At 64.8% G+C, this 15,536-nt stretch carries 15 protein-coding genes; 9 read left to right on the top strand and 6 right to left on the bottom strand.

The window, feature by feature from the left end:
• The first annotated feature begins 57 nt into the window (after window positions 1-57).
• The 5 genes from WP12_RS06950 to WP12_RS06930 all read left to right on the top strand — a co-directional run bounded on the left by WP12_RS06950 (window position 58) and on the right by WP12_RS06930 (window position 4,851).
• Complete coding sequence (locus WP12_RS06950; protein ID WP_046192975.1) at window positions 58-2,607, top strand: helicase-related protein; 2,550 nt, start codon at window positions 58-60, stop codon at window positions 2,605-2,607.
• Window positions 2,594-2,875, top strand: a complete 282-nt coding sequence (locus tag WP12_RS06945; RefSeq protein ID WP_046192974.1) for an RNA-binding S4 domain-containing protein — start codon at window positions 2,594-2,596, stop codon at window positions 2,873-2,875. The genes WP12_RS06950 and WP12_RS06945 overlap by 14 nt, the downstream gene beginning before the upstream one ends.
• Before the next feature lie 30 nt (window positions 2,876-2,905).
• The gene (gene fdxA / locus WP12_RS06940) at window positions 2,906-3,244 is read left to right on the top strand and encodes a ferredoxin FdxA (protein ID WP_046192973.1); all 339 of its coding nucleotides are present in this window, start codon (window positions 2,906-2,908) and stop codon (window positions 3,242-3,244) included.
• Window positions 3,245-3,476: 232 nt separating this feature from the next.
• Complete coding sequence (locus WP12_RS06935; RefSeq protein ID WP_046192972.1) at window positions 3,477-3,995, top strand: CarD family transcriptional regulator; 519 nt, start codon at window positions 3,477-3,479, stop codon at window positions 3,993-3,995.
• Window positions 3,996-4,122: 127 nt separating this feature from the next.
• On the top strand, window positions 4,123-4,851 hold the full coding sequence (locus WP12_RS06930; protein WP_046192971.1) for a head GIN domain-containing protein: 729 nt from the start codon (window positions 4,123-4,125) through the stop codon (window positions 4,849-4,851).
• A gap of 9 nt (window positions 4,852-4,860) precedes the next feature.
• Here WP12_RS06930 and WP12_RS06925 read toward each other — a convergent pair whose 3' ends face one another.
• The 3 genes from WP12_RS06925 to WP12_RS06915 form a co-directional block, all read right to left on the bottom strand.
• On the bottom strand, window positions 4,861-5,277 hold the full coding sequence (locus tag WP12_RS06925) for a DUF1489 domain-containing protein (RefSeq protein WP_046192970.1): 417 nt from the start codon (window positions 5,275-5,277) through the stop codon (window positions 4,861-4,863).
• Window positions 5,278-5,299: 22 nt separating this feature from the next.
• Complete coding sequence (gene mgtE / locus WP12_RS06920; protein WP_046192969.1) at window positions 5,300-6,706, bottom strand: magnesium transporter; 1,407 nt, start codon at window positions 6,704-6,706, stop codon at window positions 5,300-5,302.
• A 77-nt stretch (window positions 6,707-6,783) separates the two neighbouring features.
• On the bottom strand, window positions 6,784-8,334 hold the full coding sequence (locus tag WP12_RS06915) for a DHA2 family efflux MFS transporter permease subunit (RefSeq protein ID WP_046192968.1): 1,551 nt from the start codon (window positions 8,332-8,334) through the stop codon (window positions 6,784-6,786).
• 146 nt (window positions 8,335-8,480) lie between these two features.
• Between WP12_RS06915 and WP12_RS06910 the strand changes: the two genes are divergently transcribed.
• Window positions 8,481-8,948, top strand: a complete 468-nt coding sequence (locus WP12_RS06910; RefSeq protein ID WP_046193090.1) for a peptidylprolyl isomerase — start codon at window positions 8,481-8,483, stop codon at window positions 8,946-8,948.
• Window positions 8,949-9,073: 125 nt separating this feature from the next.
• Here WP12_RS06910 and WP12_RS06905 read toward each other — a convergent pair whose 3' ends face one another.
• Window positions 9,074-9,958 (bottom strand): LysR substrate-binding domain-containing protein, encoded by an 885-nt coding sequence (locus WP12_RS06905; protein WP_046192967.1) that lies wholly within the window; start codon window positions 9,956-9,958, stop codon window positions 9,074-9,076.
• A 370-nt stretch (window positions 9,959-10,328) separates the two neighbouring features.
• Here WP12_RS06905 and WP12_RS06900 point away from each other — a divergent pair, with 370 nt between their 5' ends.
• The 3 genes from WP12_RS06900 (at window position 10,329) to WP12_RS06890 (ending at window position 13,668) form a co-directional block, all read left to right on the top strand.
• A complete protein-coding gene (locus tag WP12_RS06900; RefSeq protein ID WP_046192966.1) occupies window positions 10,329-10,976 on the top strand; it encodes a class I SAM-dependent methyltransferase in 648 nt (215 codons plus the stop codon).
• A gap of 89 nt (window positions 10,977-11,065) precedes the next feature.
• A complete protein-coding gene (gene rpoZ, locus WP12_RS06895; RefSeq protein ID WP_046192965.1) occupies window positions 11,066-11,407 on the top strand; it encodes a DNA-directed RNA polymerase subunit omega in 342 nt (113 codons plus the stop codon).
• Window positions 11,408-11,559: 152 nt separating this feature from the next.
• A complete protein-coding gene (locus tag WP12_RS06890) occupies window positions 11,560-13,668 on the top strand; it encodes a RelA/SpoT family protein (RefSeq protein ID WP_046192964.1) in 2,109 nt (702 codons plus the stop codon).
• A gap of 6 nt (window positions 13,669-13,674) precedes the next feature.
• Here the strand turns inward: WP12_RS06890 and WP12_RS06885 are convergent, their stop codons facing one another.
• Window positions 13,675-13,920 carry a DUF6356 family protein gene (locus WP12_RS06885; RefSeq protein ID WP_046192963.1) on the bottom strand — a complete coding sequence of 82 codons (246 nt, stop codon included), beginning with the start codon at window positions 13,918-13,920 and terminating at the stop codon, window positions 13,675-13,677.
• Between the two features lie 186 nt (window positions 13,921-14,106).
• The gene (locus tag WP12_RS06880) at window positions 14,107-15,486 is read right to left on the bottom strand and encodes a formimidoylglutamate deiminase (RefSeq protein WP_046192962.1); all 1,380 of its coding nucleotides are present in this window, start codon (window positions 15,484-15,486) and stop codon (window positions 14,107-14,109) included.
• Between the last annotated feature and the right edge of the window lie 50 nt (window positions 15,487-15,536).

The following is a 15,536-nucleotide window of genomic DNA, read 5'->3' as shown; positions in this document are numbered from 1 at the left end:
TCGAGTCTTCGCGGTTTCGCACTTGCGTTCGTAACATGCCCTGCCAATCTTGTGGCCATGTCCAACTTCAGTGCCGAGCCGGTCGTCGCCGTGCTGGGCCCGACCAACACCGGCAAGACCCATCTCGCGATCGAGCGGATGTGCGGCCATTCGAGCGGGATGATCGGCTTCCCGCTGCGCCTGCTCGCCCGGGAGGTCTATGACCGGGTCGTCGCGATCAAGGGCAAGGAGCGCGTCGCGCTGCTCACCGGCGAGGAGAAGCTGCTTCCGCCCCACGCGCAATATTATCTGACCACCGCCGAATCGATGCCGCTCGATCGCGAATTCGCCTTCGTCGCGCTCGATGAAGCCCAGCTCGGCACCGATCCCGAGCGCGGCCATGTCTTCACCGATCGGCTGTTGCGTGCGCGCGGTCGCGAGGAGACGATGATCCTGGGGTCGGAGGCGCTGCGGCCCATGATCCGCGCACTGGTGCCGAAGGCCGAGATTATCGGCCGCCCGCGCTTCTCGACATTGACCTATGCCGGGGCCACCAAGCTTTCGCGCCTGCCGCCGCGATCGGTGATCGTCGCCTTCTCGGCGGAGGAAGTCTATGCCGTCGCCGAGATGCTGCGCCGCCTGCGCGGTGGAGCGGCAGTGGTCATGGGGGCGCTGTCCCCGCGCACGCGCAACGCCCAGGTGGCGATGTTCCAGGCAGGTGAAGTCGATTATCTGGTCGCCACCGATGCGATCGGCATGGGCCTGAACATGGACGTGAACCATGTCGCCTTTGCTTCGCTCCGCAAGTTCGACGGGCGGCGCTCCCGCCGCCTCACCATATCCGAGATGGCGCAGATCGCCGGACGCGCCGGCCGCCACCAGCGCGATGGCACCTTCGGCACACTGGCGCTGGAGGGCAATAGCGGCGGGCGGTTCGAGGATGAGGAGGTCGATGCGATCGAGGCGCATGTCTTCCCGTCTATCGACCATCTCTATTGGCGCGAGGGACAGCCCTCGCTCGCCAGCCTCGACAAGCTGATCGGCGATCTCGAACGGCGGCCCGACCGGCAGGTGCTACGCGCAGCACCGCAGGCGATCGATCTCGCGGTGCTCAAGCGGCTCGCCGAGGAAGACTGGGTCCGGGACCGTACCAAGAGCCAGCCGATGATTGCGCGGCTCTGGGCCGCCTGCGGCCTCCCCGATTTCCGCAAAACCGGTCCCGAACCGCATGGCCGCCTCGTCGCGCGCGTGTTTCGCCATCTCAGCGAGGACGACGGCCATCTTCCGGTCAGTTGGTTCGCCGACGAGCTGGCCCGTCTCGACAGCGTCCAGGGCGATGTCGAGACGCTCGCCGACCGCATCGCCGGCGTGCGCACCTGGGCGTATATCGCGCACCGCCAGGGCTGGCTGGCGGATGCCGAGACCTGGGCCGAGCGCACCCGCACCCTGGAAGAAAAGCTGTCCGACGCACTCCACCAGCGGCTGACCCAGCGTTTCGTCGACCGGCGGACATCGGTGCTGATGCGCGATCTGGGCGCAAAGGGCGGCGATCTGCTGCTCCCGGTCAAGGTCGACGAGGAGGGCATCGTCACGGTCGACGGCGAACCGATCGGACGGCTGATCGGTTTCCGCTTCAAGGCCGATCACCTTGCCCGGCATGGTGACATGAAGCGCCTGATGGCGGCGGCGGAGCGGCGGTTGGGCACCGAGCTGGCGTCTCGCGCGCGGCAACTCGCCGCCGACGAGGACGGCCATTTCACGCTCGCGACCGACGCTGGCCGACCCGTCGCGATCTTCTGGCGCGGCGATGTCGTGGCTCGGCTCGAAAAGGGGCGGACGCTGCTCAGCCCGCGCATCCGCCTGCACCGCGCGCTCGACACGCTCAGCACGGCCGACCGCTCGGGCGTCGAGGAACGGCTCGCCGCCTGGCTCGAAGCGCGAGTCCAACGCGAGCTGAAACCGCTCACCCGCTATTTCGAGGCGGCGCGCGACCCGGCCTGCCCCGCCTCGCTGCGCGCCCTGCTGTCGCCGCTGGCCGAGGCGGGCGGCGTGATATCGCGATCCGTCATCGCCTCGGCGATCGAGCATCTCGACCGCGATGGGCGCTCGCGCGCCGAGCGGCTCGACGTCAAGATCGGAACCCTCGACGTCCATTCGCCGACGCTGCTTAAACCGGAGCCGACCCGCTGGCGGCTGGCGCTGTTCGCCGCGGCCGAGGGACAAATGATGCCCGAGCTGCCGGTGCCCGGCGCGGTGTCGATGAATACCCCGCCCGACACCGCCGCCTGCGAGGCGATGGTGCGCGCCGGCTTCCGTGCGCTCGGAGCGCAGATGCTCCGGGTGGATCTGGTCGAACGGCTCGCGCGTCTTGCCCATGATGCGCGCAGCGGCCGCACGCCCTTTACCCCTGATCCCGGATTATCCACATCACTCGGCCTGCGCCATGCCAGCTTCGCCCAGCTTATGCTCGCACTCGGCTTCCGCGCGACCCCACAGGGCGAGCCGGATGCCTGGGTCTGGAAAGGCAAGCGCGAACCGCGCAAGGAGGTGATCCGCCGGCCCGGCAACGCCTTCGGCGCGCTGGCCGACCTCTATCCGGGTGCCGCCGCCGGCAATGCGGGTCGATAAGTTCCTCTGGTTCACCCGGCTGACCAAGACCCGCGCAATGGCGCAGGCGGTGGCGGCGGGCGGCCATATGCGGATCGACGGGCGCGTCATCGACCGGGCTCATATCAACGTCGCGCCTGGCAATGTGCTGAGCTTTCCGCTGCATGACCGGGTCCGCGTGATCAGGATCGAAGCGCTGCCCGTGCGGCGCGGCCCCGCGCCGGAGGCTCGCGCCTGCTATAGCGACCTCTCCCCACCCCCTGTTGACGGCGGGCTGGCGGGGACCTAACGGGGGCCCGTTCGTCCCCAAGGAGCTACAATGACCTACGTCGTCACCGATGCCTGCATCAAGTGCAAGTATATGGACTGTGTCGAGGTGTGCCCGGTCGACTGCTTCTATGAAGGCGACAACATGCTCGTCATCAACCCGAGCGAGTGCATCGACTGCGGCGTCTGCGAGCCGGAATGTCCGGCCGAGGCGATCCTGCCCGATACCGAATCCGGGCTGGAGCAGTGGCTGGAGGTCAACACGACCTTTTCGGCGCAGTGGCCCAATATCACCCGCAAGCGCGACGCGCCCGCCGATGCCGACGAATTCAAAGGCGTCGACGGCAAATATGACAAATATTTCTCGCCGGAGCCCGGCCAGGGCGACTGACCGCCCTCTGTCATTGCGAAATCGATAGCGCGAATCCGGCACCTCGAAGGCGAAATGCCCGAGATGCTGGCTTTTCGCTTACCAATGTGTTACAAGATTCGTATTCGGGCGCGTTCCAAGAGCGCCTGCAACATGGAACCTGTGATCCGCCGTGTCAGGATTGCCGTCGATCGCCGCGGGGAGGGCGGATCTGGCGGGGCCTTTTCCGGCATCCCAAAGAAAGGTCTGCTAAATGGCTGCCAAGGCGCTGAGCTTCGTCGTCGGCGATTATGTCGTTTATCCCAAGCATGGTGTCGGCCGCGTGGTCGAATTGCAAAGCCAGGAAATTGCGGGAGCCAAACTCGAACTATATGTGCTGCGTTTCGAAAAGGAGCGCATGACGCTGCGCGTCCCCACCAACAAGGCCGAGGCCGTCGGCATGCGCAAGCTGTCGTCGAGCGTGACGATGGGCGAAGCCCTGACCACGCTCAAGGGCAAGCCCAAGGTCAAGCGCACCATGTGGTCGCGCCGCGCCCAGGAATATGAAGCGAAGATCAATTCGGGCGACCTGGTGTCGATCTCCGAAGTGGTCCGCGACCTGTTTCGCGCCGACGATCAGCCGGAGCAGAGCTATTCGGAGCGTCAGATCTTCGAAGCGGCGACCAGCCGCCTGGCCCGCGAACTCGCGGCGATGGAAGCGGTCGATGAGCCTACCGCGCAGGAAAAGATCCTCGACATCCTCCGCAAGGCTGCGGCGATCCACAACAAATAAGCTCCTGCCCCATGGGCGGTGGTCTGAAAAAGGGCGGTCCTTCGGGGCCGCCCTTTTTCATGTCCGCTTGCCGCGGCACTCTCTTCCCCGTATTATTTCGATAATACAGAAGGAAAGGATCGCCCCGATGCGCCTATCGATCGCCACCCTGATCGGCCTGCCGCTGGCTGCCGCCGTCGCCCTGCCCGCCAATGCCGCGACACGCAGCTTTCCGGTGCCGAGCTTCACCAAGCTCCGCGTCGAAGGCCCCTATACGGTGCGGGTCCGCAGCGGCGGCAGGGCCTCGGTGGTCGCCAATGGACCGGCGGCGCGGATCGATAAGCTGATCGTCGAATCGCGCGGCGACATGCTGGTCGTCACCACCGAGAAAGGCTGGAACTGGCGTAGCGTGAGCTGGGGCAAGAACGACGCGGTCATGATCGACATCGGCGTCGCGACCCTCGAGTCGGCCGAACTGACCGGATCGGGCGACATCAGCATCGACAAGGTCCGCACCACCGCCTTCAGTGCGCTGCTCACAGGATCAGGGAATATGGTGGTCGGTCAGCTCGAAACCAGCCGGCTCAAGGCTGCGGTGACGGGCTCGGGCGACCTGTCGATCGCCGGCCGCACAGGCCGGGCCGACACCATGGTGCAGGGATCGGGCGACCTGCGCGCCGCCGGTCTGACGGTCAACCTGCTCACCGCGTCGGTCGCGGGATCGGGCGACATCACGGTGGGGCCGACGCGCATCGCCAGGGCGAGCATCGTGGGATCGGGCGACATAACCGTGGGCGGCCGCCCCAGCTGCACGTTCAACAAGGTTGGTTCTGGAGACATCCGCTGCGGCGGCAAGCTGATGGACAAGAAGGACTAGCGTCCGGACCTATATCAGCCCGAGCGTCGCGAGTTCGGCGTGGAGCCCGGCCGGTATCCGGCCTTCGGCATCGATGCCCGCATCAAGGTCCGCCGGCGCGTCCGCTGTGCTGATATAGCGCCAGCCCTGATGTGCGCGGCGGGGGCGTGGCTCGACTTCGATCAGCACTGGCGCGAGGACGATCGAGCAGCGCCCGCCCTCCGCATCCTCAAAGCCGATCAGCGGCTGGCGCAGGCCGAAGCGATGCTGCGATATCCAGTATAGCGAGCCCCCGACCAGTTCGTCGGCGCGCTTGGGCTTGTAGCGGGTCGACAGCAGGATGTTCTCGCCCCGGTCGATCCGATCCTGCAGCCGCGCGCGCAGATAATCGAAGCTATCGCAGCCATAGGCGATCTTGGTGAGATGGAGTTCGCTCATGCCCAGCATATTGGCATGAGCCGGCTTTGGATCAACCGTGCAGGCCGCACAAGGCAGCCAGGCCCAGGAAGGAGAAGAAACCCATCACGTCGGTCGCGGTGGTGACGAACACCGCCGACGACACCGCCGGGTCGGCGCCCGCCTTGTCGAGCCCCACCGGCACAAGGATGCCGGCCAGCCCCGCGATGATGTTGTTGATCACCATCGCCAGGCAGATGACGATGCCCAGATCGGCCTTGCCGTAAACCAGCGTCACGACGACGCCGATCAGAGCGCCCAGGCATAGTCCGTTGATGATCGCGATGCGGAATTCGCGAAATATCATGCGCTGGGTGTTGGACGAGGTGAGCTGGTTGAGCGCGAGCGCGCGCACCGCCACCGCCATCGTCTGGGTCCCGGCATTGCCACCCATGCCCGACACGATCGGCATCAGCACCGCCAGCACCACCAACTGCGCGATCGTATCCTGGAACAGGCCGACGACCGACGCCGCGAGCACTGCGGTGCCGAGGTTCACGACCAGCCAGGACAGCCGCACCTTGACCGTCTCGAACACCGGCTCGTTGATGTCGCCATCGCCGGCGCCCGACAGTTTGAGGATATCCTCGCCGGCTTCTTCCTGGATGATGTGGACGATATCATCGACGGTGATCATACCGACCAGCCGTCCCGCAGGATCCGTCACCGCGGCGGAGATCAGCGCATATTTCTGGAAACGCAGCGCGACTTCTTCCTGATCCATCTCGACCGGGATCAGGGTCTGCTCGCGCTGCATCACGTCACTGATCGAAATCTTGCGCGGGGTGCGCATCACCCAACTGAGCTTGCAACTGCCGATCGGATGGTGCGCGGCATTGACGACGAAGATTTCCCAGAAATCAGTGGTCAGGTCCTCGTTGCGGCGCAGATAGTCGAGCACGTCTCCAACCGTCCAATGCTCAGGCACCGCGATCAGGTCGCGCTGCATCAGGCGACCGGCGGATTCTTCCGGATAGGACAGGGCCTCCTCGATCGCGGCGCGGTCATCGGGCTCCATCGCGCGCAGGACGGCGCGCTGGTCCTCCTCCTCCATCTCCTCGATGATCGCGACCGCATCGTCGGTGTCGAGCTGGGTGGCGATCTCGGCCACCTCGTGGGGCGCGAGCGCGTCAATCAGCTCGTCGCGCACCCATTCGTTCATTTCCGACAGCACGTCGCCGTCGAGCAGTTCCGCGATCGCGGTGGCGATCGGGCGGCGCATATCCTGCGGCGCCAGCTCGAACAGGTCGGCGATGTCGGCGGGGTGGAGCGGCCGGACGAGATCGCGAGCGCCTTCGGCGTCGCCCTCTTCGACACAGGCGATGACGGCATCGACGAAGGTCGATTTGAGCCGGTCATCCTCGTCGTGAAGCGTCTCGGCGGGCGCGGCGTCGGCGGTTTCGATATCGGTTTCGCTCATGCCGTCCTCCGCGCATTTCGGCCGCGTCCATGGGAGGCTCTAGGGGGAGAATGGCGTCGTCGCAATGCGGGATAAGGCTATTCGACGATCATCATCTCGTCGGGCTTCTGCCGCGGACGCTCGCGGCCCAGCAGGAGGGCCAGTGGCATGACCAGGATGGTAAGCCACATCATCAGCCAGAAGTCGTTAATATAGGCGATCATCATAGACTGGCGGGTCACTTCCGCGTCGATCAAGGCGGCAAGCCGGTTCGTAAGATACGGGCCGCCCGCCATCTGCGAGAGCCCCAACGGCACATTGGTCGCCCCTATGGCCGCCCCGATTTCCGCATGATTCACCTGAATGTTCCGGGCAAGGATCGCCGTGAACGCCGCAATCATGATCGACGCGCCGGTATTGCGGGCCAGGTTGTACAGCACCGCCGCATCGGTGCGGAACGCGGTCGGCGCATGCGCTACGGTCAGAAAGTTGAGTACGGTCAGCGCAACTCCCGTCCCAAGCCCCTGGGCCATGCCCGCCCAAATAATCAGATGGCTGTCCATTTCGAGATTGATCCGGGTTTGCAGCCACGTCGCGAAGGCCGTGAAAGCCAGTCCCATGGCGACCTGCGCGCGCGCACCGATTATCCGGAACAGTCTTCCCCCGATTATTATGCCGATCAGCATCGCGATACCGCGGGGAAGGCTCAGCAAGCCGGCCAGCGTGACCGGGTAACCGAGCAGGGTCTGGAGCAGCGCCGGCAGCAGGGCGGTCGCCGCAATCATAACCGGCGTGACCACCAGCGACAGAAGCAACGCGATCGAAAAGGCGCGGTCGCGAAACAGGCTGATCGAAAAGATCGGTTCGCGGGCATGCCACAGGTGGAAGATCAGCATCCAGAAGGCGGCAATGCTGACTCCGCACTCGATCACGATCTCGGTGGAGTCGAACCAGTCCAACTGACTTCCCCGGTCGAGTGCGAGCTGGAGCGCGCAGAGCGCCACCACGATCAGGATGAAGCCGACATGATCGAACGCGCGCCGTACCGCAGGAAAGGCCGGCATCGTCGCGAGGATGCCCAGGCCGGCGACCAGCCCGATCGGCACATTGATGAAGAAGACCCAGCGCCAGTCGAAGGTCTCGGTCAGATAGCCGCCAAGCACCGGACCAACCAGCGGACCGACCATCACGCCGACGCCCCATAACGTCATCGCCCGCATCTGTTGCGACGGCGCATTCATGTCGTAGAGGAAGGATTGCGACATCGGCACCAGAAAAGCCCCGAAGAAGCCCTGTGCCAGCCGGGCGGCGACCATCATCGGCAGCGATACTGCCAGTCCGCATAGCGCCGAACTGATCGTGAACCCCAGGATGCAGATGCCGAACAGGCGGCCCCTTCCCACGCGTCCCGACAGCCACCCTGTCAGCGGGATGCCGACCGAGGTCGCCAAGATATAGGAGGTGAGCACCCAGTTGATCGTCTCCGGGGTCGCGCCCAGCGCGGCCTGCATATGGGGCAATGCGACGGTAGCGATCGTCTGGTCGAGCACGACTAGGATGGTCGCGGCCATGATCAGGGCCGTCGCTATGGCCTTGGGCACCGGTGCGACAGGGACTGCCGCCACGTCTGCGCTATGTACCGTCGCCATCACCACGCCGCTCTAGGACTCGCGCCAGCAGACCGCAATGACCTGATCGCCCACCAGATCGCCGCAGCCCCGCAATCATCGCTCGCCTCGACGGCGATCTGCCGATAGGGACGGCCCAGATTCGCTTTGTCCAAAAGGAGACGATGATGGCTGCCGATCCCGAAAACACGCTGGTGCTGACCCTTGAGGGCGGCGATGTCGTCATCAATCTGCGTCCCGATCTGGCGCCCGGCCATGTCGACCAGATCAAGTCGCTGGTTCGCGAAGGCTTTTACGATGGCGTCGTGTTCCACCGCGTCATCCCCGGCTTCATGGCGCAGGGCGGCGATCCGACCGGCTCGGGCATGGGCGGTTCGGAGAAGCCGAACCTGAAGGCCGAGTTCAGCCGCGAGCCGCACGTCCGCGGCGTCTGCTCAATGGCGCGCAGCCAGAACCCGAACAGCGCGAACAGCCAATTCTTCATCTGCTTCGACGATGCCCGCTTCCTCGACGGTCAGTACACCGTGTGGGGCGTGGTCGAGTCGGGCATGGAGCATGTCGACGCGCTGCCCAAGGGCGAGCCGCCGCGCGAGCCCGGCAAGATCATCAAGGCACGCATCGCCGCCGAGGCCTGATTTAGTCCGGCTAACGCCGGATGCGGTACCGGCCCGCATCCCGACCCGACCTCCCAAACAGTTTATCTGGTGGGAGCCGGGTCGGGGTGCGGGCCGGTGATCGTTTCAGCGCAAGCTGACACCAATCAGGACGTCGACAGCGTGCTGAACAGCCAATCGTGGAAGACCCGCACCGCGCGGGTCGACAGCGCGGGGCGGCGGCAGGCGAACCAGTAGCCATAGGGGCTCTCGACGGCCTCATCGAACAATTTGGTCAGCCGCTCGTCGCGTGAATCCTCAAGATGGCTGCGCAACATGAAGGCCACGCCAAGCCCCTGCGCCGCGGCGTCGAGCATCAGCTGCCCCGAATCGAACACGTCCACCGCCGCAGGCTCAAGATCGGGCCGGCCCAGCGCCTCGCGCCAGACGGTGAACAGTTCGGGCATGTCGCGATGAAGGAAGATGGTCAGCCGCCCGAGATCCTCGACGCGACTGACCGGGAAACGACCGGAAAGAAGCGAACGATTGACGATCGCCACCGTGGTGTCGCGATCGATCCGGCGTGAATAGAGGCTCGAATCGATATCGCGTGCCAGGACGATCGCGGCATCAACGCCTTCTCCCAGCCGGGCAAGGGCGTGGCTGCCTGTGTCGATATCGATATGCAGTTCGGGGTGGCGCTGCCGGAGTTCGGGCAACCGGCCCATCAGCCGCTGCGAAGCGAAGAGCGGCATCACCGCCAGCCGCAGCCGCACCAGTTCGCTGTCGCCAGACGTCGAGTCGATCGCCAGGGTCAGCGCATCGAGCGCAGGCGCGATGCGTGACAGCAGCATTTCGCCATCGCTCGACAGCATCATCGACTGGTGCCGGCGTTCGAACAGGCTGCGACCCATGAATCGCTCCAGCGCCTGAACGCGGCGGCTCAGCGCCGGCGAGGACAGCGCCAGTTCCTCGGCAGCGGCCTTGACGGAGCCAAGGCGCGCCACCTGGACAAAGGCCTCGATGGCGGTCAACGGCGGCAATCTACGCATGGCATCATTTCATCAGACGCCGGGCTGCGTTGCAATGCAAAATATCGGTGAGCCACTAATTGACGACCGAGTGGTCGCTTAAACCCCAGATTTCAGCAGATTCTTGCTTGCATTTTTTGCAATTGCTCGTCCTGTTTTCGCATTTGCGGAGATTGATGCCGCAGTGCAAAAAGATCGGGCCTTTCAGGCATCCTCTCCTAAAACTTTACGGCCGGCCCCTTGGGGTCGGCCTTTTTTTTGCTGCTCGGCAACTCTCCGCGTTTCGGAGGGTTTCGCCTTCGAACGATTGCGTCCGTAACGTGTGCCGCTTGCCTTTGCCCGCGCCATTTGCGAACGGGGTGCGCAAGATCATAAGCCCGACAGGAACATCATGGGTGATTTCTCGGCCGAACAGGCGCTCGACAATGGCGCGAAGGCCCGCAGTTCGGCTTCCACCGCGGTAAATCCTTTCGCATTGTTCTTCCGGGAATTCCTGCGGCATCCGGTCATGATCGGATCGATCATCCCATCGTCGAAGCGGACGATCGAGGCGATGCTGTCGCCAGTCGACTGGGCCAATACGAAGCTGTTCGTCGAATATGGGCCCGGCGTCGGCACCTTCTGCGGGACCATTCTCGAACGGCTGGCGCCCGATGCGACCTTGCTGGTGATCGACACCAACCCGGTGTTCGTCGATTTTCTGCGCCGCAAATATGCCGATACCCGATTTGTCGCGGCCCACGGTTCGGCTGCCGACGTCAACGAGATCATCGCCGCGCACGGCTTCGACAAGGCAGACTATGTCCTCTCGGGCCTGCCCTTTTCGACCCTGCCGCATGGCGTCGGGCCGGCGATCGCCGAGGCGACTCACCGCGTGCTTCGTCCCGGCGGCGCTTTTCTGATCTATCAATATTCGGCTTATGTGCTGCGGCTGGTCGAACCGTTGTTCGCTCGTATCGATCGCGACCTCGAATGGTGGAACATCCCGCCATGCGGCCTGTTCTGGGCCTATAAGGCGGATGAGCCGCCCGAAGGCTGATCGCTCGGGCAGCCCATTTTCCTTTACATTCGCGCCCGCGCCTGTTAGCCGCGCCCTCTTTCCGAATAACTGTATTAGCGGAGCGTTTCATGGCGCGCGTCACTGTCGAAGATTGTGTCGACAAGATTTCCAACCGGTTCGACCTGGTGCTGATGGCGGCGCAACGCGCGCGCCAGATATCGGGCGGTGCGGAGCTGACCATCGATCGCGATCGCGACAAGAACCCGGTCGTCGCGCTGCGCGAGATCGCCGAGGAGACGGTCACGCCTCCCGATTTGCACGAGTCGCTGGTCTCCAGCCTGCAGCGCGTGCGCGTCGACGACGACGATGCGCCCGATGAGATCGGCTCGCTGGCCGCTTCGGCCGAGGCGCTGCGCCTTACCGCCGCCGCGCCGCCGCGGAACCAGAACATCGGCGGCGACTACGAATAAGCCACCGCGCGACTAAACCGACACGGCTCGCCTCCCCACGGAGGCGGGCCGTTTTCGTTTCGGGCGAGTTGAATGGCATTTTGTGGCAATAATGCCACGAAATCCGCCTTTTGCCTGTTGCATCCATTGCGGACACGCCCCCACATAAGTGGGTGCTGAGACAATATGAACTCGTCGATCGGGTACTGAACTACGATCCGGACGCCGATGAGGCGCTCCTCAACCGCGCCTATGTGTTTTCGATGCAGGCGCATGGCAGCCAAAAGCGCGCCAGCGGAGACCCCTATTTCAGCCACCCCATCGAGGTGGCGGGCATCCTGACCGATCTCCAGCTCGACGACGAGACGATCGCCACCGCGATTCTCCACGACACGATCGAGGATACCGTCGCCACCCCCGAACAGATCGAGAAGAGCTTCGGCCCCTCGGTCGCGCGGCTGGTCGATGGCGTCACCAAGCTGTCCAAGATCGAGGCGCAGACCGAAAACGAGCGCGCCGCCGAGAATCTGCGCAAATTCCTGCTCGCCATGTCGAGCGATATCCGCGTGCTGCTCGTCAAGCTTGCCGACCGGCTCCACAATATGCGCACGCTGCACCATATCGCATCGGAACAGAAGCGCCGCCGCATCGCTCGCGAGACGATGGATATCTATGCGCCGCTCGCCGAACGGATCGGCATGTACGAGTTCATGCGCGAGATGCAGACGCTTGCCTTCCAGCAACTCGAACCCGACGCCTATACCTCCATCACCAAGCGGCTGCACCAGCTTCACGAGGGCGGCGGCGACATCATCTCGCGGATCAGCTCGGGGCTGCGCCTCCAGCTGAGCCGCGCGGGGGTCAAGGCCGAGATCCAGGGCCGCGAGAAGCACCCCTATTCAATCTGGCGAAAAATGGCCGAACGGCACATCAGTTTCGAGCAGCTGTCCGATGTCATGGCCTTCCGTGTGATCGTGAAGGACATCGACGAATGCTACAAGACGCTGGGCGTTCTTCACCGGCGCTGGCCCATGGTGCCGGGCCGGTTCAAGGATTATATCTCGACGCCGAAGCGCAACGGCTATCGCTCGCTCCACACCTCGATCATCCATTCGGAGAAGATGCGCATCGAGGTGCAGGTCCGCACCGAGGAGATGCACGCCCAGGCCGAATATGGTCTCGCCGCGCATTGGGCCTATAAGCAGGGCGACAAGTCAGCCAGCAAGGCGAGCAGCCACAGCTGGATTCGCGACCTGGTCGACATCCTCGAACATGCCGGCAATCCCGAAGAGCTGCTCGAGCACACCAAAATGGCGATGTACCAGGATCGCATCTTCGCGTTCAGCCCGACCGGCGAGCTGATCCAGCTGCCCAAGGGGTCGACGGCGATCGACTTCGCCTATGCGGTGCACACCGACGTCGGCGACACGACGGTCGGCGCGAAGGTCAATGGCCGGGTGGTGCCGTTGCGCACCCCGATCGAAAATGGAGACCAGGTGCAGATTCTGCGCTCGAAAGCGCAGGAGCCGCAGGTCGAATGGCTGACCTTCGCCTTCACCGGCAAGGCGCGCTCCTCGATCCGCCGCTTCGTCCGCCAGAAGGAGCGCGAGGAGACGATTGCGCTCGGCCGCAAATTCTATGACGAGATTATCAAGCGCATTCCCGCCGAACTCGGCAAGGAAGCGCTGCCGGAGGCGCTCAAGCGGCTCAAGCTGCCCGATGAGGAAGCCTTGATGGAGGCGATCGCCCGCAAGCTGGTCGACGACGCCACGGTAATGGACGCACTGATGCCGGGCAGCGCCGAGAAGGCGGGGGTCAAGCGCCGGGAAGGCGCGCAGCGCGACGCGATCTCGATGAAGGGGCTGACCCCCGGTGTCGCCTTCCAGCTCGCCAGCTGTTGTAACCCGGTGCCCGGCGACCGCATCATCGGCGTGCGACGCCCCGACGAGCCGGTCGAGGTCCATACCATCGACTGCCGCAAGCTCGCCGAGAGCCAGGATGCCGACTGGGTCGATCTCGCTTGGGGGGACGGTTCGGACGGCGGCACCGCGCGGCTGACCGTCATCGTCAAGAACGAGCCGGGCGCGCTGGCGGTGATGTCAGGGATATTGGGCGCGCATCATGCGAACATCGTCAATCTTTCGTTGTCGCACCGCGACACCGCCTTTCACACCTATGACGTCACGATCGAGGTCCACGACGTTCAGCATCTGATGAAGATCGTCGCGGCGTTGCGCGCCGCCGACGCGGTTTCACAGGCCGAGCGGACGCCCGCCGGTTAGCCCGCATCAGATGTCGTAGGTCAGCTCCCCATCCAGTTCGGCCTGAGTCGCCGTTCGGCCCTGCAACTGAGCGTTGAGCCCACGGATCGTGCGGCTCCCGGTGCGCTCGTGCAGCGATGGGAGGACGGCATGGACGAAGCAGGCGAGCCCGCCGCCGACCATCTTCAGGCCAACGCCGCTCGCCACCCGGAAATGCGCCCAGTAGCTTTCATCCACCGACCGGGGATGGGCGAGGAAAAGGCGGTCGAACATGCGAGTCTCCGTCGGCTGGCCCAGGGAGTGTAGCCGGAAACCAGCGGATGTCAGCCTGTATGGAACGGATCGCGCCGGGCCGTGCCGGTCAGAAGATCATCGCTTTGGAAGAGATGCGAGTCATGACCCTGCCGACCATATGGCCAATGCCGCCGACGTCGGCGGCGGGCCCGCGGCGGTGAAATCTCAGGCGACCAGCTTGCCCAACGCAGCGCGATAATATGTGGCCACGCGGCTGCGGTCGCGATGTACGCCACCGCTGACAAGCTTGTCGCCGCGACGCCAGACACAGTCGATCGCTCGGCTGCCCGCCGCGAAAACATAGCTGTCGGTGATCGCATCGCCTTCCCGCCCGTCGAGCGACGGATGCCGCAGGTCGAGGCTGACGATATCGGCCGGCGCGCCGATGGTGAGCCCCGCCGCCACGCCCAGCGCCGTTGCCCCGCCATCCAGCGCGGCCGCGTAGATATCGGCCCCCGTCGATCGCCCCGCCCCGCGCGCCAGAACATTGCGTTCGCGCCGCGCCAGCCGCTGCCCATATTCGAGCAGCCGCAATTCCTCCGCACAGTCAATCAGGACGTTGGAGTCGCTGCCGACCCCATAGCGCCCGCCCGCACTGAGGAAGACCTCCGCCGGAAACAGCCCGTCTCCCAGATTGGCCTCGGTGATCGGACATAGTCCGGCGATCGCGCCGCTGCGCGCCATGGCCGTGGCCTCGGCATCGGTCATGTGGGTAGCGTGGACAAGACACCAGCGGCCATCGACGTCGGCATGGTCGAGCAGCCATTCGACCGGCCGCTGCCCGCTCCAGGCGACGCAATCATCGACCTCCTTCACCTGCTCGGCGATATGGATATGGACCGGTCGGCCGGCAGTCAGCTGCTCGAGCTGCTTCAGCTGCCCCGGGGAAACGGCGCGCAGGCTATGCGGCGCGGTTCCGACCACGCCGTCCGGCAAGGCCGCGACAGCGCGGTCGGCTCCTTCGAGCAGCCGCGCATAGCCATCGAGATCGAGGATGAAGCGCGCCTGATCCGGGCGCGGCGGCTGCCCGCCGAAACCCGCATGGCAATAGAGGACGGGGAGCAACGTCAGTCCGATGCCGCTGTCGGCGGCGGCGGCGGCGATAGCCCCGCTCATCTCCGCGATGTCCGCAAAGCGGGCGCCGCCGCGATCATGGTGGAGATAATGGAATTCGCCGACACGGGTGAAACCACGCTCCAGCATCTCGATATAGGCCAGCGTCGCGATCACCCGCACATCGTCGGCTGTCATCCGCTCGACGAAGCGGTACATAAGGTCGCGCCATGTCCAGAAGCTGTCCCCAGTCGGGCCGCGCCGTTCGGCGAGGCCCGCCATGCCCCGCTGGAAGGCGTGACTGTGCAGGTTGGGCATGCCGGGCAGCCCGCAGTCATGGCGTTCGTCATCGGGCCGGGCATCGGCGTCCGCATCGGTCGCGGAAATCAGCCCGCCCTCGATCTTTACCCGTACATTGCGCGCCCATCCGGCGGGCAGCAGCAGATGCCGGAAGAACAGCGATGTGGCGCGCGCGGCGGACCCCGATGACATGAAAATTGCTCCCGCTTTCGACATTTTGTCTATACATTAAATTCGAATGA

The sequence above is a fragment of the Sphingomonas sp. SRS2 genome (genome assembly GCF_000971055.1).
Lineage (GTDB): Bacteria > Pseudomonadota > Alphaproteobacteria > Sphingomonadales > Sphingomonadaceae > Rhizorhabdus.
This window is presented reverse-complemented; position numbering and strand designations above follow the sequence as displayed.

What these genes read in the sequence shown, in the direction of transcription:
- WP12_RS06950 (WP_046192975.1), top strand. Translation starts at nt 58, where the DNA reads ATGTCCAACTTCAGTGCCGAGCCGGTCGTCGCCGTGCTGGGCCCGACC.
- WP12_RS06945 (WP_046192974.1), top strand. Translation starts at nt 2,594, where the DNA reads ATGCGGGTCGATAAGTTCCTCTGGTTCACCCGGCTGACCAAGACCCGC.
- fdxA (WP_046192973.1), top strand. Translation starts at nt 2,906, where the DNA reads ATGACCTACGTCGTCACCGATGCCTGCATCAAGTGCAAGTATATGGAC.
- WP12_RS06935 (WP_046192972.1), top strand. Translation starts at nt 3,477, where the DNA reads ATGGCTGCCAAGGCGCTGAGCTTCGTCGTCGGCGATTATGTCGTTTAT.
- WP12_RS06930 (WP_046192971.1), top strand. Translation starts at nt 4,123, where the DNA reads ATGCGCCTATCGATCGCCACCCTGATCGGCCTGCCGCTGGCTGCCGCC.
- WP12_RS06925 (WP_046192970.1), bottom strand. Translation starts at nt 5,277, where the DNA reads ATGCTGGGCATGAGCGAACTCCATCTCACCAAGATCGCCTATGGCTGC.
- mgtE (WP_046192969.1), bottom strand. Translation starts at nt 6,706, where the DNA reads ATGAGCGAAACCGATATCGAAACCGCCGACGCCGCGCCCGCCGAGACG.
- WP12_RS06915 (WP_046192968.1), bottom strand. Translation starts at nt 8,334, where the DNA reads ATGGCGACGGTACATAGCGCAGACGTGGCGGCAGTCCCTGTCGCACCG.
- WP12_RS06910 (WP_046193090.1), top strand. Translation starts at nt 8,481, where the DNA reads ATGGCTGCCGATCCCGAAAACACGCTGGTGCTGACCCTTGAGGGCGGC.
- WP12_RS06905 (WP_046192967.1), bottom strand. Translation starts at nt 9,958, where the DNA reads ATGCGTAGATTGCCGCCGTTGACCGCCATCGAGGCCTTTGTCCAGGTG.
- WP12_RS06900 (WP_046192966.1), top strand. Translation starts at nt 10,329, where the DNA reads ATGGGTGATTTCTCGGCCGAACAGGCGCTCGACAATGGCGCGAAGGCC.
- rpoZ (WP_046192965.1), top strand. Translation starts at nt 11,066, where the DNA reads ATGGCGCGCGTCACTGTCGAAGATTGTGTCGACAAGATTTCCAACCGG.
- WP12_RS06885 (WP_046192963.1), bottom strand. Translation starts at nt 13,920, where the DNA reads ATGTTCGACCGCCTTTTCCTCGCCCATCCCCGGTCGGTGGATGAAAGC.
- WP12_RS06880 (WP_046192962.1), bottom strand. Translation starts at nt 15,486, where the DNA reads ATGTCATCGGGGTCCGCCGCGCGCGCCACATCGCTGTTCTTCCGGCAT.